Consider the following 23,328-nt stretch of genomic DNA (forward strand, 5'->3'; position numbering starts at 1 on the left):
GCACATTAGCCCACTTTTCGTACCGTTGGCGCCCTGGAGGTGCCAGCTAACTTTCAGTTTTCAGCCGGAGTTTGCCATGAATGCCGTTGTTGCCGCGGTGCTGATCATGCTCGTACTGAGCTTGTGCCGCATCCACGTTGTTGTTGCCCTGATTGTCGGCGCCATATCTGGTGGCCTTGTCGCAGGAATGTCTCTTGAGTCCACCATTGATGCCTTCAACGCCGGTTTGGGCGGCGGCGCAACTGTAGCTTTATCCTACGCTACTTTGGGTGCCTTCGCTGTCGCTATCGGTAAATCCGGCCTTGCCCACGCCCTGGCCGACAAAGCACTCGCTCTGGTAGGCAAACAAGACGAAGGCGGCGCAGCCACCGGCATTCGCTTCATGATTATCGGCGTGCTGGTCGCCGTTGCGATGTCTTCCCAGAACATCCTGCCCATTCACATCGCCTTTATCCCGCTGGTTGTGCCGCCGCTGCTGTACGTTATGGCCAAGCTTCAGATGGACCGCCGCTTGGTGGCCTGTGCACTGACCTTCGGTTTGATCACCCCGTACATGTTCCTGCCCGTGGGCTTCGGCGGCATCTACCTGAACGAAATTCTGCTGGCTAACGTGGCAGACAACGGCGTGGATGCCAGTGAGCTAAATGTAATGTCAGCTATGGCTTTGCCCGCCTTGGGCATGTTGGTGGGTCTGCTGATTGCGGTGTTCTTCAGCTACCGTGGCGATCGCGACTACGATCTGAAACTGATCAGCCAGACTGAGCGGGTGGATGTTAAGTACAGCCCGAAAACCCTGATCATGGCCTTGATCGCCATTGTTGTAGCCTTCGTGGTTCAGCTCTGGCTGGGCTCTATGATCTTGGGCGCATTGGCAGGTTTCGTTCTGTTCAACCTGTCGGGCGTTGTTAAATGGCAAGAAGCGGATGACTTGTTCACCGAAGGTATGAAAATGCTGGCGATGATCGGCTTCATCATGATCGCTGCCAATGGTTTTGCAGAGGTTATGCGGGAAACCGGCGAAATCGCCAGCCTGGTAGAAGGCTCGGTGGCAACCATCGGCGAGAACAAGCCACTCGCGGCGTTGCTGATGTTGGTGGTCGGTCTGCTGATTACCATGGGTATCGGCTCGTCGTTCTCCACCATTCCCATCATCGCGGCTTTGTATGTTCCGCTGGCTCTGCAAATGGGCTTCAGCCCACTGGCCATCGTAGCCTTGGTAGGCACCGCCGGTGCTCTGGGTGATGCGGGTTCCCCAGCTTCTGACTCCACCCTTGGGCCTACTGCTGGTTTGAACGTAGACGGTCAGCACAACCACATTTGGGATACGGTTGTTCCGACCTTCCTGCACTACAACTTGCCACTGCTTGGCTTTGGGTGGTTGGCGGCTATGGTTCTTTAACTTTGTAAGTAGCCTGCCTTTTGTAGCCTGCTTTTTTGCGGGGCGGTTCGGGGTTGGTAGGGGGTGTCAAAACTATCAGGAAAACCACGTTTTCCGTTTTGGCCCCCTCTCCCGAACCCCGACCATCTCCCAAACAACCAAGCTACAAAGCCATTCTCCAAAAACGGTCAGTCCTCAGAGCCAGCCTTAAAAAACACCACCTGTTTAACCGTATGGTCGTCTTCATTACCCCGCTTATTCACCCGGGTTTCAATCTCGGGAGCCGCTGGCTGCTCAACCTCAGACAAGGCATCGGTATATCCACAGGCCACGCACTCACGCACCTGATCGCCTTTGTCGTCCGTGAACATCGTAATTTTGTCCATCTCCGCACAGCGCGGACACACTGCACCGGCGATAAAACGCTTTGGACTCGGCATAACTCAACTCCAGATTAACCAGCTGGCCGCAATAGCACGGCCAGCTTTCATTGTATCAGGCTACTTCGCCAGTAATGCCAGATTGCTCCAACAACGCATCCACCTGAGGCTCACGGCCACGGAAGGCTTTGAACAATTCCATGGGCTCCTGCGAACCGCCTTTCTCCAGAATGTTCTGCAAAAACGCCTTGCCGGTTTCCGGGTCGAAGATGCCTTTTTCCTCGAACAGCGAGAAGGCATCGGCCGCCAGCACCTCAGCCCATTTGTAGCTGTAGTAGCCCGCTGCATATCCACCCGCGAAGATGTGGGAGAAGGCGTTCGGGAAGCGGTTAAACTCCGGCGACTGCACCACCGCAATGTTTTCACGCACCTTGCGGTGCATGTCGAGTGGATTGGTGGGGGCTTCGTCAGTGAACTCCGCGTGTAAGCGGAAATCGAACAACGAGAACTCCAACTGACGCACCATGCCCATGCCGGACTGGAAATTCTTCGCCGCCAGCAACTTCTGCAGCAGATCTTCGGGTAGCGGCTCACCAGTCTCGTGGTGGCTGGCAATCAACGCCAGAGATTCCGGGTTCCAGCACCAGTTTTCCAGGAATTGAGACGGCAGCTCAACCGCATCCCAAGCCACGCCGTTGATACCGGATACATCCATTACCTCAACCTGCGTCAGCATGTGGTGCAGGCCATGGCCAAACTCGTGGAAGAGGGTAGTTACTTCATCGTGCGTGAGCAACGACGGCTTGCCATCCACCGGCGGAGTGAAGTTACAGGTCAGGAAGGCGACCGGCAGCTGCAAATGGCCCTGCATATTGCGCCAGCGTACCCGGCAATCAGCCATCCAGGCACCACCACGTTTACCTTGGCGAGCGAACAGGTCCAGATAGAACCAGGCAATGGGCTCGCCGTTGCGGCTGATGCAGTAGGCTGTGGCGTCTTCGTGCCAGGTTTCGACTTCGGGCTTTGCCTTGATCTGAATACCAAACAGCTTCTCAGCCACCCGGAACAGACCCGGAACCACTTTATCCACAGGGAACCAAGGGCGCAGGGTTTCTGGCGAAATGTCGTAGCGCTTCTGGCGAAGCTTCTCGCTGTAATAGCCCACATCCCAAGCTTGCAGATCGTCTACGCCATGCTCGTCTTTGGCAAACGCCTTCAGCTCGGCAAACTCTTTCTCGGCCTGCGGCTTGGACTTATCCGCCAGCTGGTTCAGAAATTCCAACACCTCGTCCACGCTACGGGCCATTTTCTTGGCCAGCGAACGCTCGGCGTAGTTATTAAAGCCCAGCAGCTGCGCCAACGCATGACGGCGCTTGAGAATCTCGGCCATCACCGGGGTGTTGTCCCAAGTGCCGGCATCCGGGCCTTGGTCAGAAGCGCGGGTAACGAAGGCTTCATAAACTTCCCGACGCAACTCCCGGTTATCGCAGTAAGTCATCACCGGATGGAAGCTGGGGAAGTCCAAAGTGATCACATAACCATCCAGCTCTTTCTGCCGAGCGGCCTGCTTAGCGCCGTCGAGGGCGCTTTCCGGTACACCGGCTAATTCGCTGACATCGGTAATGTGCTTGAACCAATTCTGGGTGGCGTCCAATACGTTGTCACTGAACTTGTTGGACAGCTCGGCCAACTCACGGGACAAGTCCGCGTAACGCTTTTTCTTGTCCTCCGGCAGATCAACGCCGCCCAAGTGGAAATCTCGCAGGGTATTTTCGATAGACTTGCGCTGGGCTTCACTCAGATCTTTAAAATCGTCCCGTGCTGCGAGTTTCTTATAGGCATTGCACAGGGTTTCATTCTGGCTGATTTCGGTGCTGTATTCGGTCAGCTTTTCCAAGCAGTTTTTATACACCTTGCGCAGGTCGTCGTTGTTCATCACACCGTTCAGGTGGGAGATCACGGACCAGGCATTGCTCAAGTCATTTTCCATCGCCTGCATGGGCTGCACCAGCGTATCCCAAGTGGGGTCTTCCTGTTCGGCCAGCGATTGGATCTTCATCCGGTTCTTGCTGAGAATCTGGTCAATCGCCGTTTCCATGTGCTCGGTGCGAATGTGCTCGAACTTCGGCAGCAGATCGTCAGTTAGTAACGGGTTATTCATAAGTCCCCTTCTCAGCTATTTCAGTTTAAGGTACTTTCAGGCAACCCCAATACTTGGGGGAGTCTTTGGGAGGAGAGCTTTCCAAAAATTTGCGCAGCCATGGATGGCGGAGCAGAAGCGCCCACGGATGGCTTGAGCGTTTTTTTGAAAGCTCTCCTCCCAAAGACTCCTTCCCCTCAATTCGAGGCCTGTAAAAGGTATATGTAATGGCGAATGTACGAACTCACAAGGGTAGCACACCAAAATTTGGTGAAAGTACCTGGGTAGACGAGAGTGCCGTGGTGATCGGCGATGTGGAAATGGGCGACGATTGCTCAGTCTGGCCGATGACCGTTATCCGCGGCGACATGCATAAAATCCGCATTGGCGACCGCTGCAGTATTCAGGACGGGTCGGTTTTGCACATCACCCACGCCAGTGATTTTAACCCGGGTGGTTGGCCGCTGATTCTGGGCGACGATGTGACCGTGGGACACAAAGCACTGCTGCACGGGTGTACCATTGGCAGCCGGGTGCTGGTCGGCATGGGGTGTACCGTCATGGACGGGGCCATCGTCGAGGACGAGGTGATCATCGGTGCCGGTACACTGGTACCTCCGGGCAAACGGCTTGAATCCGGTTATCTCTATGTCGGCTCGCCCTGCAAACAAGCCAGGGCTCTGAGCGACAAAGAAAAAACCTTCTTCAAATACACCGCTGCCAACTACGTGAAGCTGAAGAACGAATACCTCGAAGCTTCAGAATAACCTCTGCCGGAACTCAGTTTCCGGCGGCCGCCTTGGCGCCTGCGTTTTCCAGCGCGCGGGCGTAATCGCCGCTACGGCCATGCTTGGAGATACGGTCCAGCATGGTTTCACCGTGCTCGTCTGTAGCGTCCAGGTTACGACCGGCGGCGACAAAGAAACCGACAAAACGCTCGAAATCGTCGGCACGCATGGCTTCATAGGCGCGTAACAGTACGAAGTGGTCTGCCTGAATCGTCTTGTCATAGGGCTCAAGGTCCAGGAAGCTTTTTACCCGCTCGTCACTCCAAACTTCATCAAGAACTTTTGGCTTATCCGGTCCGCTCATTGATATCACTCCTTCTGGATTCAAAATGTTTAGGCCGCACAGTATAAGGTTTTGAATCTGTTTCAGTTATATGAAAGTACTATGAGGATCTGCACTGCAAGCATAAGACAGCCGGTGTCAGGGCAGAATTTCGATAGGAAGATCAGCCACCGCTTCGTCTGTTTGGCACTCCGGGTTTCGGATGGAGATTTCCACTCGGCGGTTCAAGGCGCGGTTTTCCGGGCTATCGTTCGCCGCCAATGGGCGGGTTTCAGCTCGTCCCGCCGCCATCACACGGTCAGCAGGAATTTGCCGGTTCATCACCAGCTCATGCACCACCGAGACCGCCCGTGCGGCCGAAAGGTCCCAGTTGGAACGGTACTTATTGCTGGAAATCGGGCGATCGTCCGAATGGCCAGACACCACCACATCGCCCTCGCAACCGGCTAAAACCGTCACGACCCGCTCAATAATCGGAATCATGCTGGGCTTGATGGCCGCATCCCCAGACCGGAACGTCGCTTCTTCGGCAAAGCGGATCACCACCTGATCTTCGTCATAGTTCACTTGCAACGTACCGGCCGCGGCTTCCGGTTCCAGCTCTCGCACCAGCCTGGAACTCAAATCCAGAACACCACCCGGGACCTGGCGGATTTCCGGCCGCTCCGCTCGTTCGTCAATAAACTCTGGCTGGTCTTGCAACGTGTCCGATGGCTCCGGCAGTGACACCGTATTGGATACCACCAGCGTAATCGGCGATCCTCCAATCCCTTCGCCAATAACGTTTTGGGAACCAAACGCCACCGACATGGAATTCGCCATGGCTCGGTACTTTTCCACATCCATTTCCGCAAACGACAACAGCAGAATAAAAAACGTCAGCAGCAGGGTGGCCAGATCGGCAAAGGTTACGATCCAGTCTGGCGCACCGTTTTTGGCTTTTTGCCGTTTGCGAGGCCGGGGCAGCAACAAACCTTATGCCTCCTTTTCAGGCGCAAGATCGGTTCGGTGCTCAGGGGATACGTAGGATGACAGAAGCTCTGTCATCACTCTGGGATTTTCGCCTCGCATGATGCTCTTGATGGAGGTGATGATCAGCATTTGATTTCGAGCGTCGTCTTCGGCTTTCAGCTGCAGCTTTTCAGCCAAGGGCAGGGCAATCAATTGGGCAAGAAATGCCCCGTATAGAGTCGTCAGCAGGGCAATGGCCATGGCGGGCCCGATGGTGGAGGGATCATCAAGCGTATTCAGCATCTGCACCAACCCGATCAGGGTGCCCAGCATACCGATCGCCGGTGCTGATTCACCAATACCCCGAAATACCCGCTCGGCCACTTCGTAGCGCTCGGCAATTTGCTGACTTTCTTGCAGCAGTGCCTCTTCCACCAACTCCGGTGGGTGGCCATCGACACACAGGCTGATCGCCTTTTTCAGAAACTCATCGCTGGCTTCGTGCTCTTCGAGGCCCAAAATGCCCTCTTTACGGACCATCCGGCCCAGCTCACCCACTTCTAGAATTAACGAAGAAGGGCGGGGAAGGCGATCGGTAAACACGGTTTTAGCCGCAAGCCGAAACGCGCTGGCCACGGTGGCTAACCGGAACTTAATCAGAGTAACGGCGAAGGTGCCGCCAAGAACAATGGCCAAACCCGGCAGATTCAGAAAGGTCGTAATCGACGCGTTTGCCAACATGGCAAGCAGCACAATCACAACTCCGGCAAGCAGCCCTACAAGCGTCAGAATATCCATGACCATCCTTTATGGCCGACGTTATCAACCCCGGCTCAGTCGTTTCTAAGTTCTTCCACAACCGGTGCAGTTTCAGGGCGGACACACCGCCACACATGAAACGCCTCTGCCGCTTGCTCGACTAACATGCCCAAACCGTCGTAAACCCGTTGGGCGCCGTTATCCTGCGCCCACTGGTTGAACGTGGTGGTTTGCAGAGAGTACATCATGTCGTACACCACGGTATCCGGCCCGATTACACTCCCCGAGATCGGCGGCAAATCACCCTGCAAACTGGCGCTGGTACCATTGATAACCACATCAAACGGCTGTGCCGGCTGTTCAAAACCGCAGGCTGACAACTCAGCCGAGGCCGCCTCTTCGGCAAACAACCGTACCAAAGCCTCGGCTTTGGCAACGGTGCGATTGGCAATGGTCAGTGCCGCAGGCTGTTCCGCCAGTATCGGGCCAAGCACTCCCCGCACGGCACCGCCAGCCCCCAACACGAGAATACGCGCGCCTTGGAGCTGTACCTTCTGGTTCTCACGCAAATCGCGAACAATGCCGACACCATCTGTGTTATCGGCCACAAGATCGTTTTCTTGATCCAGATACAGCGTATTAGCCGCGCCGGCCTTCTCCGCTCTGGGCGTTCTGTGCTCGGCAAGCGCCCAGGCATGCTCTTTAAACGGCACGGTGACGTTCAGGCCTTTGCCGCCAGCTTCAAAGAACTGTTTTACGGTTCCTGCAAAATCGTCCAAGGGAGCCTGAATCGCGGTGTACTCCACCGGCTCACCGGTTTGCTGGGCAAACAAGCTGTGAATCCGGGGCGACTTGCTGTGGTTGATCGGGTTTCCGACCACCGCGTAGAGTTCATTTTTCATCAACACCCTCCAACCAGTTCCGGTCCGTGAGGAAGTAATCGGTCAACCGGGCCTCTTCGCTGCCGGGCTCCGGCTGGCGGCTGTAATCCCAGCGCACCATCGGTGGCAGCGACATCAGGATGGATTCCGTCCGGCCACCCGACTGCAAGCCAAACAGCGTGCCACGGTCATACACCAGATTGAATTCCACATAACGTCCACGGCGATAGAGCTGGAAATCGCGTTCCCGTTCGCCCCAAGCATGATCCATCCGGCGCTTTACAATCGGCTCGTAGGCCTCAATATAACTGTCGCCCACGGATTGCATGAAGGCAAAGTCCCGATCGAAATCGCCGGTATTGTGATCGTCAAAGAACAGACCACCGACACCGCGAGGCTCCTGCCGGTGCTTCAGGTAAAAGTACTCGTCGCACCAGTGCTTGAACCTCGAGTAAACATCGTCGCCGAAAGGCTCACACGCGTTGCGCGCGGTGCGGTGCCAATGTACGCAGTCTTCGTCGAAACCGTAATAAGGGGTCAGGTCGTATCCACCGCCAAACCAGTACACCGGTTCACCCTTTTCAGGTGTGGCAATGAAAAAGCGAACGTTGGCGTGGGAGGTTGGCACATACGGGTTCTCGGGGTGCATCACCAAAGACACCCCCATAGCCTGCCAGGGTGCACCCGCCAGATGAGGTCGGTGCGCCGTCGCCGACGGCGGCATGGTGGCGCCCATCACGTGGGAGAAGTTCACGCCGCCTTTTTCAAACACCTTGCCCTCAGAAATCACCCGGCTGATACCGCCGCCGCCTTCCGGCCGGTCCCAACTGTCTCGGATAAAGGACGCTTGGCCGTCCAGTGCTTCCAGACGTTGGCAAATGCGGTCCTGAAGGCTCAGTAAATACGCTTTAACGGCCTGAGAGTCTGGCTGCTGTGACATGCTTGCTCCTAACGAAACTGTTTTCCGGTGAGGATATCGATAATACGGCTGGGATTACGGTTGCCCCCGAGTGCTCCCGGTATCACGCGGTCGAGTTCCTTGCCGAAATAACGTCGCACTTGCCAAATATTGCGTGCAGGCGCGCGGCCTGCCGGATTGCACGAAGTTGAAACCAGCGGCATCCCGGTTGCTTCGCACAGGTCTTGTACCAAGGGGTGATCAGATACTCGAACCGCGATGGTGCTGTGTTGGCCCCTCACCCATTCCGGGATTTGCTCAAGTACGTCCGGGATCAAACACGTTATTGGCCCAGGCCAGTGCTGCTCTGCTTCCCATTGCAGCACACGTGGCAGTGGGTCCAGAAGGAATCGTACCTGATCGATGGAAGACGCCACCAGAATCATGCCCTTTTCCATCGGCCGCTGTTTCAGCTCCAGGATGCGCTCAACAGCCTGATGATTCCAAGGATCACACCCCAAACCCCATACCGCTTCGGTGGGGTAAGCAATTACTCCGCCGGCCAACACGGTGCGACGAGCACAGTGCAGTTGCCAGGCATTCAAGGACGACGTCGGCGACATAGAGAAATCGTACAACCTGCTTAATCAAACAATGGAAATGCACGGATCAGCCTCGCCGCAAATACCCACCCGGGGCAGAACACGCCAAACCTTCCAACTCCAGAAGCAAAAGCGACTGCATCAGTTGGTCGGCCGGTAATCCGGTGGCAAGACTCAGTGCATCGGTAGACTGTGGATCATACCCCAAAGCCTCGAATACCGCGATTTCCCGACTGTCGAGATCGGGCTTCTCAATCGTGCTGGCAGCCACTGGCGCCGGTTTGTCTTGCATCGACCACCAGGTACCTAATTCTTCCAGCACATCATCCGCCGTTTCGACCAACCGGGCTCCCTGCTTGATCAACTGATGACAGCCTTTGGCGACCGAGCTGTGGATCGAGCCGGGAATGGCAAACACCTCACGGCCTTGCTCAAGGGCAGTTCTCGCGGTAATTAACGAGCCGCTTTTCAAACTCGCCTCCACCACCAGCACGCCTCGACTCAAACCACTGATGATCCGGTTCCGTTGCGGAAAATAGGCGGCCCGTGCCTGCGTACCCGGCGGGTATTCCGACACAATCAGCCCGTTATTCAAAATGCGGTGCGCCAGCTTGCGATGCTGCGCCGGGTAGAGCCGGTCCAATCCACACCCCACCACCGCAATGGTCGGGTGCCCTGCATCCAGCGCGCCTGCATGGGCTGCGCCATCAATGCCCAGTGCCAGCCCACTGGTGATCAACAGGCCGCGCTTGCTCAGCTCTGCTGCAAATTGACGGGCATGATCCAAGCCTTGCCGGGTGGCATTGCGACTACCCACTAAGCCGATCTGGTCTTGCAACAACAACCGGCTGTCGCCCAAAAGGTAAAGCACCAGGGGCGCATTATGTATCTGCCGTAGCGCCTCCGGAAAATCGGGATGACTCTGGCCAATTAACACAATGCCATATTGCAGACACGATTGATGAATCCGGAGCGCGTAGTGGATTTTCGGGTGACTGATATCCACCGTTTGCCAGGCATGCACCAGTTCAATGGCTTCTGTACCCATACCCAACGCTTTGAGGGTAGCGGCATTCAGATCAAGCGCATCAATCAAACTGGAGGTGTTGGCTTGCACGCGCTCACGAACTCGCACACCAAACCGGGGGAGAAGAGAAAGCACCAGCCAGCGGCCAGCCTCAGACTGCAGAAACTCCTGTTCCGACATTTTTTCATCCTTGAAAACAACAATGGCCGGGCGCTCCGGCCCAGCCATTCAGTGGTACTGCTATCCCCACAACCAGCTTTCACTGAATATAGGGGCAGGGAAGTATCAGGGGTTAACGACCTTGTCACCCACCGACAGCGCACGAGTTGCTTTCAATACCAACCCGTAGCTCAACTTTTCATACACCTGGAATACCATCAACAGACCGGCACGCTCGGAAGGCAGCTCAATGGTCTCACCGGTGATTGGGTCGCGAACACGGTTGCCAGCCTTCATCACCGCCAGCACGTTACCGGCCTTCATGCCTTCACGGGCACCGCGGTTAATGGCCACCACATTGTACTGACCAATCTGGTTCACGCCACCATCGACAGAGATCATCTTGCCTTCGATCTGCTCATCAGGTGAGCTGGGCATGAAGTTGGTGGTCAGACGGCGATCTTCACTCACCAGCAAGCGGTCGCCAATGCGAACTTCTTCACTGGAACTCGTCAGGTTGACCGTCAATACGTCACCGTTCTCAGCCGCGACGTTACCACGAGCAATGCTGCGCGCTTCCAGACCCAGGAACTCACCGGTATCCGGGTCAACAAACTCCTGACTGCGGCGGAACACGCCAACGCGATCTGCGGGCTTTTCCCCACGGGCGTAGATTTTGTCGCCGGCGCCGGTGATGATGCGGCCATCTTCACCTTCCAGCACATAAGGCGCACCGTTGATCTCTTCAGGGCTGACAATGCGCGTGTCGGTCAGGAAGCTGGCAATGGCATCCAGCGGAATCGCGGGAATCGGAGTATCAATGGCTTCAGAACGAATCTGCGGAGACAGTTTCACATCGCCGGAGGCAACCTTGGTAATGCGCGGTTTGCCATCAATGTAAACCAACGCCAAACGATCACCCGGATAGATCAGGTGAGGGTTGGCAACCTGCGGGTTAACGTGCCAGATTTCCGGCCAGTACCAGGGGTTATTCAAAAAACGCCCTGAAATGTCCCAAAGGGTATCCCCTTTGACGACCGTGTAACGCTCAGGATGGTCAGCCTTGAACTCGGGTTGTGCGTGGGCCCAGGAGGTAAACAGCAGCGTAGTAGCCGCCAGAGCGTACAACAATTTCCTCATTGTCTGTATCCTTGATCGCGTGCCTTGAATCTTAGCGTTCGGTAACGGCACCACAGTTCACCCGCGGCTTGTTACACTGTTATTCCCGTTACTATAGAAGATGTATGGGGATTTGTGATGTTATCTTTTGTTCTTCCAGTAAATTCTGCGAAATACTCGATAGAATCCTACTATTAACTGATCAGTTTGTACTCAATCGGTAATTTATCGGATAATACCCCCATCACACATGCTTCATAATAGATTTGTGAAGAAAATTTGCGCAGTACGCTGTCGCATTTCAGAGAAGCCAGAGCACTATGATTTTAGATATTCTTGAGTACCCGGATCCGCGCCTTCGCACCATTGCCAAGCCGGTAGACGAGGTAACCGACGAAATCCGTACGCTGATCGACGACATGTTCGAGACCATGTACGATGCGCCCGGCATTGGCCTGGCGGCGACACAGGTGAACGTGCACAAGCAGATCATCGTGATGGATTTGTCCGAAGACAAGAGCGAGCCGCGGGTGTTCATCAACCCGAAAGTGGAAGTACTGGATGGCGATTTGGAAGCCATGCAGGAAGGCTGCCTCTCGGTGCCCGGTTTTTACGAAGACGTAAAACGCATCGAACACTGCCGGATTACGGCCAAAGACCAGAACGGTGAAGAGTTTGTACTCGAAGCCACCGGCCTTCTGGCGGTCTGCATCCAGCACGAGATGGACCACCTGAACGGTAAATTGTTTGTGGATTACCTCAGCTCTCTCAAGCGTAACCGCATTCGCAAGAAGCTGGAAAAGCTCCACAAGCAGAGCGCCTGAATCCGAGCCGAGTAGCGCCGCTCAACTTCAGACCGAATTCAGGACCGGGTTACGACCCGGTTTTTTCGTATTCAACGACACAGAGATAACACCACCGTGCGCATTGTTTTTGCCGGAACCCCGGATTTCGCTGCCATCGCCCTGAAAGCCATTCTTGAGACTGGGCACACTGTCGTAGGCGTTTACAGTCAGCCTGACCGGCCAGCCGGCCGGGGTCGCAAGCTGATGCCGAGCCCGGTTAAACAAGTGGCACTGGATGCCGATATTCCGGTATTCCAGCCCCAGAGCCTGAAGCCCGAAGAGGCACAACAGGAACTGGCCGCGCTGAAACCGGACGTGATGATCGTTGCGGCTTACGGCCTGATTCTTCCGAAAGCGGTTCTGGATATTCCCATCCACGGTTGCCTGAACATCCACGCGTCCTTGTTACCTCGCTGGCGCGGTGCCGCACCCATTCAGCGGGCCATTGCCGCCGGTGACGCGGAAACCGGCATCACCATCATGCAGATGGATGTCGGCCTGGACACCGGCGACATGCTGCTGAAAACCGCCACCCCAATTAACCCGGACGACACCGGCGGTAGTCTGCATGACCGGTTGGCCGATATGGGTGGCGAAGCGATTGTCGACGCTCTGGGAAAACTGCGCCAAGGCGCACTGACCGGCGAGCCCCAGAACGACGACGAAGCCTGCTACGCCCACAAGCTTTCCAAAGAGGAAGGCCACATCGACTGGACGAAAAGCGCCGCCGACATCGAACGACTGATTCGCGCGTTCAATCCGTGGCCCGGCACCTTTACCGATTTGGGTGAGCAACGCATCCGCCTGCATCAGGCCCAGGCGTTCGAGCAGGACAGCGACAAAGCCCCCGGCACCGTCGTTCGCCGTGAACGGGAAGGCATCGACATTGCCTGTGGCACCGGCAGCTTGAGAGTCACCCAGGTGCAGCTACCCGGCACCCGCGCGCTGAGCGTGAACGACTTGATTAACGGCGGCAAACCCGTGTTAATGCCCGAACAGGAGCTGAACTGATCATGTTCTATGACTCCCTGCCGTTTCGCGCGGTTGCAGCCGACGTGCTGCTCGCCGTCGAGAACGGTCAGTCGCTCTCACAATGCCTACCGTACGCACTGAGCCAGCTACCACCGGAGCAACGGCCCCAGTTGCAGGCTATTTGCTACGGCACCTGTCGCTGGTTTCACCGACTGGACGGCGAGCTCAACCAGCGCCTGAAGAAACCCATTCGCAAACCCGACCGGGTTATTCATCATCTGATGCTGGTGGCACTGTTTCAGCTTCGTTTCAGTGAACAGGCTACATACGCCGTGCTCAATGAAACCGTGGAAGCGTGCCGCGCACTCGATCGGCCGCACCTGACCGGGCTGGTCAACGGCGTATTAAGAGCGGCCGAGCGGGAAGGCGCGCCGCAGCCTAGCGACGACAGCAGCCGCTACAGCCACCCGGTCTGGATGGTGGAAAAGCTGCGCCACAACTGGCCGGACCACTGGCAAGCCATTCTCGATGCCAACAACACCCAGGCTCCAATGACTCTGCGCGTCAACGCCTTGCGCTTTAGCCGCGATGAATATTTGAAGCTACTGACTGACGCCGGCATTGGCGCGAAAGCAACCCGCTTCGCCCCGTTTGGCATTCAGTTGGAGCGCCCGGTTCCGGTTGACTACCTGCCGTGGTTTGACGACGGCGCCGTCAGTGTTCAAGACGAAGCTGCGCAGCTGTGTACCACCTTGATGGATCTGCAGCCCGGCCAGCGAGTGTTGGATGCCTGCGCAGCGCCCGGCGGAAAAACCTGCGCCATCCTTGAAAGCTGCGCCGAACTTTCCGAAGTCATTGCCATCGACGAGTCGCAAGATCGCCTGCCTCGAGTTCAGGAAAATCTGGACCGGCTCGATCTGTCCGCCAGCCTGTTACAGGCGGACGCGGCTGACACAGAGCAATGGTGGGATGGTCAGGCCTTCGACCGTATTCTGCTTGATGTTCCCTGCAGCGCCACCGGCGTCATCCGCCGGCACCCGGACATCAAACTGCTGCGCCGTGAATCAGACATTGTGCCGCTTGCCGGCATCCAACTTGGCCTGCTCAACGCCATGTGGTCTATCCTGAAACCCGGAGGCCGTTTGGTCTACGCCACCTGCTCGGTGTTTCCACAAGAGAACCACCGTATAATTCAGCGCTTCCTGAAACAGCAAGAACACGCACAGCTGATTCCGATCGAAGCGAGCTGGGGCCTGGATATGGATGCCGGTCGTAATTTGCTGCCGGATCCCAACAGCCATGACGGCTTTTTCTACGCCGTGCTGGAGAAACCTGACGCATGAATATCCTGATTCTCGGTGCTGGCCAGGTCGGTGGTACGCTGGCCGAACACCTCGCCAATGAAGCCAACGACATCACCGTAATCGACAGCGACAGCGTTCGCCTCCGGGAGTTACAAGATCGCCTCGACATTCGCACGGTACACGGCAAGGCATCTTATCCTGCGGTACTCAACGAGGCCAATGCCGAGGATGCCGACATGGTCATCGCCGTCACCAACAGCGATGAAACCAACATGGTGGCCTGTCAGGTTGCCAAGCTGCTGCACAAAACGCCCACGACCATCTGTCGGGTGCGCGCCGGCTCGTATCTGGCCAATCCCGCTCTGTTCTATAACAAAGATACAGAGAAAGACCTGGATAAACTTCGAGGCTTTCCCATTGATGTCTTGATCAGCCCGGAACAGCTGGTCACCAAACACATCACCCGGCTCATCGAGTATCCCGGTACGCTTCAGGTGCTGGAGTTTTCCAAAGGTCTTACCCGATTGGTCGCCATCAAAGCCATCGAAGGTGGCCCTCTGGTTGGCCGCGAACTGTCCTATCTGCGCACCCATATGCCGAAGATCGACACACGGGTTGCCGCCATTTTCCGGAAAGACCGTGCCATCATCCCGAAAGGCGATACCGTGATCGAAGATGGTGATGAAGTGTTCTTTATCGCCGCCACAGACCACATCCGCTCGGTCATGAGTGAGCTACAGCCACTGTCGAAGCCGTATAAGCGCATCTTCATTTGTGGCGGCGGCAACATTGGTTACCGGCTGGCACGGGCGCTTGATAGCCGCTATCAGGTGAAAATTCTGGAGCGGGACCACGACCGCTGCGTGATGTTGTCGGAAAAACTGCGTAAGACCGTGGTCCTCGAAGGCAGCGGTGCCAACAAAGACATCTTGCTTGAAGAAAACATCGAGAATACCGATGTCTTTTGCGCGGTCACCAACGACGATGAAACCAACATTATCGCGTCGCTGTTGGCCAAGCGCTTGGGTGCCCGTAAGGTGCTTACGCTGATCAACAACCCGGACTATGTGGATCTGATTCAGGGCGGTGTTATCGACGTTGCCATCTCGCCACAGCAGACCACCATTGGCAGTTTGCTGACACACGTGCGCCGGGGCGACGTGGTTAACGTACACGCTCTGCGCCGAGGAGCAGCCGAAGCCATTGAGGCCATCGCCCACGGTGACCACCGCTCCTCCAAAGTGGTTGGCAGACGGCTGGATGAAATCCATCTGCCGCCGGGCACCACTATCGGCGCCATTGTGCGCCATGGCGAAGTGCTGATTGCACACGATCATTTGCGCGTGCAGCCAAACGACCACGTTATTCTCTTTTTGGTCGACAAATCCCGGATCCGGGACGTCGAGAAGCTATTCCATGTGGGGCTCACCTTCTTCTGATGGTTCCCCGGCAAATCAATACGCAGATTGGCACTTAGAAAAGCGGCGCCAGCCAGCGTATAATGCGCGTTTTCAAATTTCGGAGTGCTCCGTAAAACCGGAGCGCCACACACAGACTGACCAGCAGGCAATCGTCGTGACAGACAAGGCAACCAATAACTCCGCGCCAGACATCAAGACCTTTCAGGGTCTGATTCTGGCATTGCAGAATTTCTGGGCGCAGCATGGCTGCGTGGTACTACAGCCTCTCGATATGGAAGTCGGCGCCGGCACATTCCACCCGGCCACATTCCTGCGCTCCATCGGGCCCGAAACCTGGAACGCTGCCTACGTGCAGCCCAGCCGCCGCCCAACCGACGGCCGCTACGGTGAAAACCCGAACCGCTTGCAGCACTATTACCAGTTTCAGGTCGTTCTTAAGCCGTCTCCTGATAACATCCAGGAGCTGTACCTCGACTCGTTGCGTGCTTTGGGTCTGGATCCGCTGGTACACGACATTCGCTTTGTGGAAGATAACTGGGAATCTCCGACCTTGGGCGCTTGGGGCCTGGGCTGGGAAATCTGGCTGAACGGTATGGAAGTCACCCAGTTCACCTACTTCCAGCAGGTTGGCGGTCTGGAATGCTACCCGGTCACCGGTGAGCTGACCTACGGCCTTGAGCGTATTGCGATGTACCTGCAAGGCGTCGACAGCGTTTATGATCTGGTTTGGACCAACGGCCCGGACGGCGTCGTCACCTACGGCGACGTGTTCCACCAGAACGAAGTGGAACAGTCCACCTACAACTTCGAACACGCCGACACCGAGTTCCTGTTCCACAGCTTCGACGTTTACGAGCGGGAAAGTGCCCGCCTGATCGAAGCCGGCCTGCCGCTGCCGGCCTACGAGCAGGTACTCAAGGCCTCCCACACCTTCAACCTGTTGGATGCTCGTCACGCCATCTCTGTGACCGAGCGCCAGCGTTTCATCCTGCGTGTACGCACCCTGGCTCGCTCCGTTGCTCAGGCTTACTTTGAAAGCCGTCGCAAGCAAGGCTTCCCGTTGGCGCCCGAACAGCTCCGCAAAGAGGTGCTGGCAGCTGCCGATGCGGCTGACGCCAAAGCCAAAGGCAAGAAGTCCGGAAAAGCGAAAAAGGCTCAGCAGGAACAGGGGAAAGCATAATGGCTACACAGGATTTTCTAGTCGAACTGGGTACTGAGGAGCTGCCTCCGAAAGCCCTCAAAGGCCTGTCTGACGCCTTCACCCAAGGCATTATCAAAGGTTTGGAAGACGCCGGTGTTGCGTTCGGCGAAGTAGAAGCTTTCGCAGCCCCACGCCGCTTGGCCGTGCGCATTCGGGATCTCGCCGATGCTCAGCCGGACAAGTCTGTGGAAAAACGCGGCCCCGCGGTTAAAGCCGCCTTCGATGATGCGGGTAACCCGACCCGCGCACTGACCGGTTTCGCCACCTCGTTGGGCATTACCCCCGATCAACTGGACACGCTGGAAACCGACAAAGGCGCTTGGCTGGTGTTTCGCACCGTCGAAAAGGGCAAGCCCACCGTTGAGCTGCTGCCTGAACTGATCAACCAGTCACTGTCTGCTTTGCCGATTCCCAAGCGCATGCGCTGGGGTGCCCACCGCACAGAATTCGTGCGTCCAGTCCATTGGCTGATCATGCTGTACGGCAACAACGTGATTGAAACCCCGATCATGAACCTGAAGCCCGGCAACAAAACCCGTGGCCACCGGTTCCACTGCCCGAAAGAACTGATCATCCCGACCCCGGCCGACTACGAAACCGTACTCAAGCAAGAAGGTTACGTACTGGCCGATTTCGCCGAGCGTCGCGAGCAGATTCGGGCAGGCGTGAACGCACTGGCCAAGAACGAAGCCGGTGGTGTCGCCGTTATTGACGAAGACCTTCTGGACGAAGTCACTGCCCTGAACGAATGGCCAGTGCCATTGATCGGCCGCTTCGACGAGCGCTTCCTGAAAGTGCCTGCCGAAGCGCTGATCTCCTCCATGAAGGAACACCAGAAATACTTCCACGTGGTCGACGACAACGACCAGATGCTGCCGTTGTTCATCACCGTCGCCAACTTGGAAAGTAAAGATCCGGCTCAGGTTGTTGCTGGTAACGAGAAAGTCATCCGCCCACGCTTGTCGGACGCCGCCTTCTTCTTCGAAACCGACTGCAAAACCAAGCTCGAAGACCGTATCGATGCGCTCAAGCCGATCGTATTCCAGGAAAAACTGGGCAGCATTTACGACAAGTCTGTGCGCGTCGCTGCACTGGCCAAGAAAATCGCCGAAGCCATCGACAGTGATCCTGCTTTGGCCGAGCGCGCTGCTATGCTGGCCAAGACTGATCTGGTTACCGAAATGGTGCTGGAGTTCACCGATCTTCAAGGCATCATGGGCAGCTACTATGCCGCCGACGACGGTGAACACGCCGACGTTGCCAAGGCACTAAACGAGCAGTACATGCCGCGCTTTGCCGGCGACGATCTGCCGACTACGCTGACCGGTTGCGCCGTTGCCATCGCTGACCGCATCGATTCACTGGTCGGCCTGTTTGGCATCAATCAGCCACCTTCCGGTACCCGCGACCCGTTTGCCCTGCGCCGTGCATCCCTCGGTGTTCTGCGCATCATCATCGAGCGCGAACTGCCACTGGACTTGCAGACCCTGTGTGAATGGGCCGAAGAGAACTTTACGGTCCTGACCGAAGAGAACACCGCCAGCACCGTGGTCAACTACATGCTGGAACGCTTCCGAGCCTTCTACGACGAGCAGGGCATCAGTGCCGAAGTCTATCTGGCCGTGCACGCACGTCGCCCGACCAGCCCACTGGATTTCAATCGCCGCGTAAAAGCCGTTGAAGCCTTCCGCCAATTGCCAGAAGCTTTGGCCCTGGCCGGCGCCAACAAGCGGGTATCGAACATCCTGACCAAGCAGGGTGGCGACAGCATCGGCGAAACCGTCGACAACGCTTTGTTGCAGGATGAACCCGAAAAGGTTCTGGCCCAGAAGGTCGAAGAGCAAGCAGAAAAAGTGCTGCCGTTGTTTGAGCAGGGCGACTACGCCACGGCTCTGACTTCCTTGGCCAGCCTGCGCGAGCCTGTGGATAACTTTTTCGACGAAGTCATGGTCATGGCCGACGACGAAGCGGTTAAAAACAACCGGTTGGCGCTGCTCAATCGCCTTCGCAACCTGTTCCTGCGCGTTGCGGATATTTCCCTGCTACCTACAGCCGGTTAAGAGCGCTAACACGCAGTTTTAAGTAGGTATTTCCCCAAGGAAGGGGCTAGCAAAATGGCCGGTAATCCGTATAATACCGGCCGTTGATCGGCGTGTGGCGCAGCTTGGTAGCGCACTTCGTTCGGGACGAAGGGGTCGCAGGTTCGAATCCTGCCACGCCGACCATTTTCCCGCTTTTCTTTCTTTTTCCCTCTTTGTTATCACTCTATGCCCCTTTCCGGGATGGCATTTCTGTATCCTTCGTAAGTCTGCTAATGTTCTGGAAACAAATTGTTGATGCTCGATATTTAAAGCAGCGATTTGCTGCCAACCATATTTCAATCAAATAGAAGGGGGCGTACATGAAGGAAGCACTGGCCCGGCTACGACAATTCCGGGACGACAGAGATTGGAAACAATTCCATAACCCCAAAGACTTATCGCTGGCTCTGAGCATCGAAGCTTCAGAGTTGCTGGAACTGTTTCTCTGGAAGTCCCCCGAACAGGCTAATGTAGAGAAAGTGAAAGAGGAGTTAGCAGACGTTGTTGCCTACGCCTTGCTACTGGCAGACAGCTACGATCTGAATCTAGAACAAATCGTCCTCGACAAGATTGCCAAGAACGAGCAGAAATACCCCGTTAGTAAGGCTAAAGGAACCGCTAAAAAATACACGGAGCTATGAGGCAAGCGTCGATGGTAGAAGTACAACGTTACCCTTTCAGCCAGGATGCTATAAGCGAGTTACGTAACAACGCTTTTGCCGCAGATAGCTGGCCCTTGGTGTATGTCCTCAGTGATGAAAAACACCGACGTGCTTACATCGGCGAAACCACAGACACGCTCACCCGTATGAGCACCCACCTCAAGCACAACGAGAAACAACTGCTAACGGCTGTTCATCTGATCACCAGCGAATACTTCAACAAATCGGCGACTCTGGACGTTGAATCGCTGCTGATTAAGTACATGGCGGCGGATGGCAAATATACTTTGCTGAACGGCAATCTCGGGCTCGCCGATCACAACTATTACCAGCGTGACGCTCTCTACAACGAAGTGTTCCGAGAAGTTTGGAACCGCTTGATCGCCAAAGGGGTGGTATCTCGTACTCTGGATCACCTCGACAACTCCGATGTGTTCAAATATTCCCCCTATAAATCACTGTCCTTCGATCAGCGTCAGGGGCTGCTCACCATCATGCATGAATTGCTCAACCCCGGTGTAAAAAACATCGTGGTTGAAGGCGGCGCAGGAACCGGAAAATCCGTCTTGGCGATCTTTCTGTTCAAGCTGCTACTCTCAGAAAATCATCACGTTGATCTTCGAGATTTCTCCGAAGACGAAACAGAAATTCAGTCGCTACTTTCGAAATTACGGGAGGCCAAACCCAAGCCAAAGATGGCACTGGTGGTGCCGATGACGTCCTTTCGAACCACACTGAAGAAGGCCTTCAGACACGTCTCAGGCCTCAGTCCCAACATGGTTATCAGTCCGTCTGAACTGGCAAAACAGCACTACGACATCGTGTTGGTGGATGAATCCCATCGCCTTCGAAAGCGCAAAAACCTTGGCGCCTACTTCGGTGGCTTTGACAAAACCTGTGCCGCATTGGGCATGGACAAACACAGCTGTAGCGAAGTTGATTGGGTGTGCCAGCAATCTGAAAAAGCCATTTTCTTCTATGACCAAGGGCAATCGATCAAACCTTCGGATGCCGATACGGAAGTTTTCCTGCGTCTTAAAGCCGCCAAGGATTCAGTGACACATTCGCTCCTGTCTCAGTTCCGCGTAAAAGCTGGGCAACCCTACGTCGAGTTTGTTGATAACCTGCTCAACGGTCGTGTTAAAGAAGAGGAAGTCTTCCGAGCCAAAAACTATGAATTCGAAGTGTTCGAATCGCTCGGCGATATGGTACAGGCCATCAACGAGAAAGAAACGCAGGTCGGGTTGTCCCGGCTAATTGCCGGCTATTCATGGCCGTGGATCTCGAAAAAAGACAATACAGCGTATGACATTGTTGTCGGTGGCGTGCAGCTTCGCTGGAACAGCACCAATACCGATTGGATTAACAAAGAGGGCTCGCACAGCGAGGTCGGTTGCATCCACACCACACAGGGCTATGACCTAAACTACGCCGGCATCATATTCGGGGAAGAGATCCGTTTCGATACGGAAAGCCAATCCATCGTCATCGATAAGGCCAACTATTTCGACCGGACTGGCGGTCAGGGCATTAAAGATCCGGAAGAGCTGAAGCAATACATCATCAATATCTACCGAACCATCATGCTTCGGGGAATTCGGGGAACCTTCGTTTATGCTTGTGATAAGGCGCTTCGGGAATACCTCAAACAACACATTCCTCTCCGTGCTCCCAGCCAGGCGGCACTTGAAGCCTCGGAAGTCGTGGACCTAGAGCCCTACGTCAACGCTGTGCCCTTGTTTGACCTACAAGCAGCCGCCGGCACGTTCAGCGACCTACAGAAAGCACAAAGCAACGACTGGGTGATCGTGCCCAACGGAGTTCAAGTACGGGTAGGGATGTTTGCCTGCCGGGTGATCGGAGAATCGATGAATCGGGTTATCCCCAATGGCACTTTGTGCCTGTTCCGCCCTGATAGTGGCGGCAGCCGAAACGGCAAGACCGTACTGGTAGAATACACGGACAGCGTCGATGCCGACTTCGGTTCACGTTACACCGTAAAAGTGTATGAAAGCTTTAAAACCGAGGACGAACACGGTTGGCGCCATACGCACATTCAGCTCAAGCCCAACTCCTATGATCAAAGCTTCGAGAGCCTTGAGCTGAATGAGGACAGCGCCCTTCAGTATCAAGTAGTCGGTGAGTTTGTTTGTGTCATCGAATAGCGAAGGCGTGTGTGAAGCGCCTCTCTACAACAAATGCTCGATCGACAAAAACGAAAACACCGAAACTCTCATCTGCTTGAGTACCCCAACGCCCGGATCATGGCTGTGCCGGATCTCTTTCTCCCCATTTCGCTCACCCCACTGCAAATCGCCTTCATCGTCCAGCACCACCTCGTAGGCGGTTATCCGCGCTTGCTCTTCAAAGTGGTTTTCCATCAACTGAGTCAGTTCCGGACTTTCAATTACAAAGCCTAGCTCGGTGTTGATATAAACCGATCACGGGTCAAAGTTGAACGAGCCTAAAAGCAGCCTATTTCCGTCCACCGCAAAGGTTTTCGCATGCAGGCTGGAAGAGGAGTTGCACGCTCGCTTCCAGCGGCGGCTTTCGGTATTTCGGTGCAACCTGTTCGTAACCGGAGTATTGTTCAGTACAGTGCTTTACCCAACATTAACCCCTAAGCGGAGATTCATCATGATCGGATATGTCACTCTGGGTGTCAGCGATATGGAAAAGGCCAAGCAGTTCTACAGCGACCTGCTGGCAGACATGGGCGCAAAAGTACTGTTGGATATGGGGCGCATTGCGTTCATTGGCAAAGACATGAGCTCGCCCATGTTGGCGGTGTGCACACCGTTCAACGGTGAACCGAACAACCCGGGCAACGGCAACATGCTGGCCCTTCAGCCGGGTTCGAAAGAAGCCGTAGACAGCTACTACAAGAAAGCCATTGAACTGGGTGCCACCTGCGACGGTGAGCCGGGGCAGCGTATCCCGAACCAGTTCTACGGTGCTTACGTGCGCGATCCAGACGGCAACAAGCTGGCGTTCTTCCAGTTCGGTTGATCGAAAAAGGCCCTGCAGCTCAAAACTACAGGGCCTTTTCTACCTTCAGAAAAACTCGGCGCCTCAGCCTCAATAAGCCCCGCGAATCAGATCAATCCCCGGCTTTAACACGTCTTTCCAGGCTTGTCGCAAGGCTGGCGAATATTCCGGGTCATGCAGTCGCACGGTTTTCAACAGCGCTTCTTCCCACAAGTCGTACCATTCCGGCTGAATGTCATAGTTGTCGCGATTGTGACTTTTTCCCAAATCTCTGAGTTTTCGGTCAGACATGCCTCGTGCCACGAGAATAATCTGCATAACGCCATGCCGCAAAAGATGACGCTGGGCCGACATATCGGTGTTGGCAAAACGTTTGCGAATAGCCTCTGAGCTCGCCATGAAGAAATCGTAGAAGTCGACAAAAAACTCTTCTGTTCGGCAACAACGGCCATAGCTCTGGAATACAAGATCCGTGTTATTCATCTGCAG

The 23,328-nt window shown here is 55.5% G+C and carries 23 protein-coding genes and 1 tRNA gene; 12 read left to right on the forward strand and 12 right to left on the reverse strand.

Annotated elements, in window-relative coordinates; genetic code table 11:
* Positions 1-76: 76 nt before the first annotated feature.
* Entirely contained in the window at positions 77-1,399 is a 1,323-nt protein-coding gene (locus ACNQ6O_RS13555) for a Na+/H+ antiporter family protein (RefSeq protein ID WP_418053760.1), read from the forward strand.
* Positions 1,400-1,566: 167 nt separating this feature from the next.
* Here the strand turns inward: ACNQ6O_RS13555 and ACNQ6O_RS13560 are convergent, their stop codons facing one another.
* Together ACNQ6O_RS13560 and prlC are read right to left on the reverse strand one after the other, a co-directional pair.
* On the reverse strand, positions 1,567-1,818 hold the full coding sequence (locus ACNQ6O_RS13560) for a YheV family putative zinc ribbon protein (RefSeq protein ID WP_114335080.1): 252 nt from the start codon (positions 1,816-1,818) through the stop codon (positions 1,567-1,569).
* A 55-nt stretch (positions 1,819-1,873) separates the two neighbouring features.
* The gene (gene prlC / locus ACNQ6O_RS13565) at positions 1,874-3,919 is read right to left on the reverse strand and encodes an oligopeptidase A (RefSeq protein ID WP_418053761.1); all 2,046 of its coding nucleotides are present in this window, start codon (positions 3,917-3,919) and stop codon (positions 1,874-1,876) included.
* Positions 3,920-4,125: 206 nt separating this feature from the next.
* Here prlC and ACNQ6O_RS13570 point away from each other — a divergent pair, with 206 nt between their 5' ends.
* On the forward strand, positions 4,126-4,665 hold the full coding sequence (locus ACNQ6O_RS13570; protein WP_418053762.1) for a gamma carbonic anhydrase family protein: 540 nt from the start codon (positions 4,126-4,128) through the stop codon (positions 4,663-4,665).
* Between the two features lie 13 nt (positions 4,666-4,678).
* Here ACNQ6O_RS13570 and ACNQ6O_RS13575 read toward each other — a convergent pair whose 3' ends face one another.
* From ACNQ6O_RS13575 to ACNQ6O_RS13610, 8 genes are all read right to left on the reverse strand, one after another.
* Positions 4,679-4,990 (reverse strand): PA4642 family protein, encoded by a 312-nt coding sequence (locus tag ACNQ6O_RS13575; protein WP_418053763.1) that lies wholly within the window; start codon positions 4,988-4,990, stop codon positions 4,679-4,681.
* Between the two features lie 117 nt (positions 4,991-5,107).
* Positions 5,108-5,941, reverse strand: coding sequence for a flagellar motor protein MotB (locus ACNQ6O_RS13580; RefSeq protein ID WP_418053764.1), 834 nt, complete (start codon positions 5,939-5,941; stop codon positions 5,108-5,110).
* 3 nt (positions 5,942-5,944) lie between these two features.
* Positions 5,945-6,718, reverse strand: coding sequence for a motility protein A (locus tag ACNQ6O_RS13585; protein ID WP_418053765.1), 774 nt, complete (start codon positions 6,716-6,718; stop codon positions 5,945-5,947).
* 35 nt (positions 6,719-6,753) lie between these two features.
* Positions 6,754-7,581 (reverse strand): shikimate dehydrogenase, encoded by an 828-nt coding sequence (gene aroE, locus ACNQ6O_RS13590; RefSeq protein WP_418053766.1) that lies wholly within the window; start codon positions 7,579-7,581, stop codon positions 6,754-6,756.
* Positions 7,571-8,500 (reverse strand): oxygen-dependent coproporphyrinogen oxidase, encoded by a 930-nt coding sequence (hemF, locus tag ACNQ6O_RS13595; protein WP_418053767.1) that lies wholly within the window; start codon positions 8,498-8,500, stop codon positions 7,571-7,573. Before hemF ends, aroE begins: the two co-directional genes overlap by 11 nt.
* An 8-nt stretch (positions 8,501-8,508) precedes the next feature.
* The gene (locus tag ACNQ6O_RS13600) at positions 8,509-9,081 is read right to left on the reverse strand and encodes an L-threonylcarbamoyladenylate synthase (protein ID WP_418053768.1); all 573 of its coding nucleotides are present in this window, start codon (positions 9,079-9,081) and stop codon (positions 8,509-8,511) included.
* Positions 9,082-9,127: 46 nt separating this feature from the next.
* Entirely contained in the window at positions 9,128-10,267 is a 1,140-nt protein-coding gene (gene dprA / locus ACNQ6O_RS13605) for a DNA-processing protein DprA (protein ID WP_418053769.1), read from the reverse strand.
* A 105-nt stretch (positions 10,268-10,372) separates the two neighbouring features.
* Complete coding sequence (locus ACNQ6O_RS13610; RefSeq protein WP_418053770.1) at positions 10,373-11,386, reverse strand: LysM peptidoglycan-binding domain-containing protein; 1,014 nt, start codon at positions 11,384-11,386, stop codon at positions 10,373-10,375.
* 299 nt (positions 11,387-11,685) lie between these two features.
* Here ACNQ6O_RS13610 and def point away from each other — a divergent pair, with 299 nt between their 5' ends.
* From def to ACNQ6O_RS13655, 9 genes are all read left to right on the forward strand, one after another.
* Positions 11,686-12,189 (forward strand): peptide deformylase, encoded by a 504-nt coding sequence (gene def, locus ACNQ6O_RS13615; protein ID WP_418053771.1) that lies wholly within the window; start codon positions 11,686-11,688, stop codon positions 12,187-12,189.
* Positions 12,190-12,285: 96 nt separating this feature from the next.
* Positions 12,286-13,221 (forward strand): methionyl-tRNA formyltransferase, encoded by a 936-nt coding sequence (fmt, locus tag ACNQ6O_RS13620; protein ID WP_418053772.1) that lies wholly within the window; start codon positions 12,286-12,288, stop codon positions 13,219-13,221.
* A 2-nt stretch (positions 13,222-13,223) separates the two neighbouring features.
* The gene (rsmB, locus tag ACNQ6O_RS13625; RefSeq protein ID WP_418053773.1) at positions 13,224-14,525 is read left to right on the forward strand and encodes a 16S rRNA (cytosine(967)-C(5))-methyltransferase RsmB; all 1,302 of its coding nucleotides are present in this window, start codon (positions 13,224-13,226) and stop codon (positions 14,523-14,525) included.
* On the forward strand, positions 14,522-15,925 hold the full coding sequence (trkA, locus tag ACNQ6O_RS13630) for a Trk system potassium transporter TrkA (protein WP_418053774.1): 1,404 nt from the start codon (positions 14,522-14,524) through the stop codon (positions 15,923-15,925). Before rsmB ends, trkA begins: the two co-directional genes overlap by 4 nt.
* 136 nt (positions 15,926-16,061) lie before the next feature.
* Positions 16,062-17,087, forward strand: coding sequence for a glycine--tRNA ligase subunit alpha (glyQ, locus tag ACNQ6O_RS13635; protein WP_418053775.1), 1,026 nt, complete (start codon positions 16,062-16,064; stop codon positions 17,085-17,087).
* A complete protein-coding gene (gene glyS / locus ACNQ6O_RS13640) occupies positions 17,087-19,168 on the forward strand; it encodes a glycine--tRNA ligase subunit beta (RefSeq protein WP_418053776.1) in 2,082 nt (693 codons plus the stop codon). The genes glyQ and glyS overlap by 1 nt, the downstream gene beginning before the upstream one ends.
* A gap of 88 nt (positions 19,169-19,256) precedes the next feature.
* A tRNA-Pro gene (locus tag ACNQ6O_RS13645) sits at positions 19,257-19,333 on the forward strand.
* 176 nt (positions 19,334-19,509) lie between these two features.
* Complete coding sequence (locus tag ACNQ6O_RS13650; protein WP_418053777.1) at positions 19,510-19,830, forward strand: nucleotide pyrophosphohydrolase; 321 nt, start codon at positions 19,510-19,512, stop codon at positions 19,828-19,830.
* Positions 19,831-19,841: 11 nt separating this feature from the next.
* On the forward strand, positions 19,842-22,016 hold the full coding sequence (locus ACNQ6O_RS13655) for a DNA/RNA helicase domain-containing protein (RefSeq protein WP_418053778.1): 2,175 nt from the start codon (positions 19,842-19,844) through the stop codon (positions 22,014-22,016).
* Positions 22,017-22,040: 24 nt separating this feature from the next.
* Here the strand turns inward: ACNQ6O_RS13655 and ACNQ6O_RS13660 are convergent, their stop codons facing one another.
* Positions 22,041-22,232 (reverse strand): hypothetical protein, encoded by a 192-nt coding sequence (locus ACNQ6O_RS13660; protein WP_418053779.1) that lies wholly within the window; start codon positions 22,230-22,232, stop codon positions 22,041-22,043.
* 256 nt (positions 22,233-22,488) lie between these two features.
* Here ACNQ6O_RS13660 and ACNQ6O_RS13665 point away from each other — a divergent pair, with 256 nt between their 5' ends.
* Positions 22,489-22,860, forward strand: coding sequence for a VOC family protein (locus ACNQ6O_RS13665; protein WP_418053780.1), 372 nt, complete (start codon positions 22,489-22,491; stop codon positions 22,858-22,860).
* A gap of 69 nt (positions 22,861-22,929) precedes the next feature.
* Here the strand turns inward: ACNQ6O_RS13665 and ACNQ6O_RS13670 are convergent, their stop codons facing one another.
* Complete coding sequence (locus ACNQ6O_RS13670; RefSeq protein ID WP_418053781.1) at positions 22,930-23,322, reverse strand: globin; 393 nt, start codon at positions 23,320-23,322, stop codon at positions 22,930-22,932.
* Positions 23,323-23,328: the final 6 nt, after the last annotated feature.

The sequence above is a fragment of the Marinobacter sp. SBS5 genome (assembly GCF_048285575.1).
Lineage (GTDB): Bacteria > Pseudomonadota > Gammaproteobacteria > Pseudomonadales > Oleiphilaceae > Marinobacter.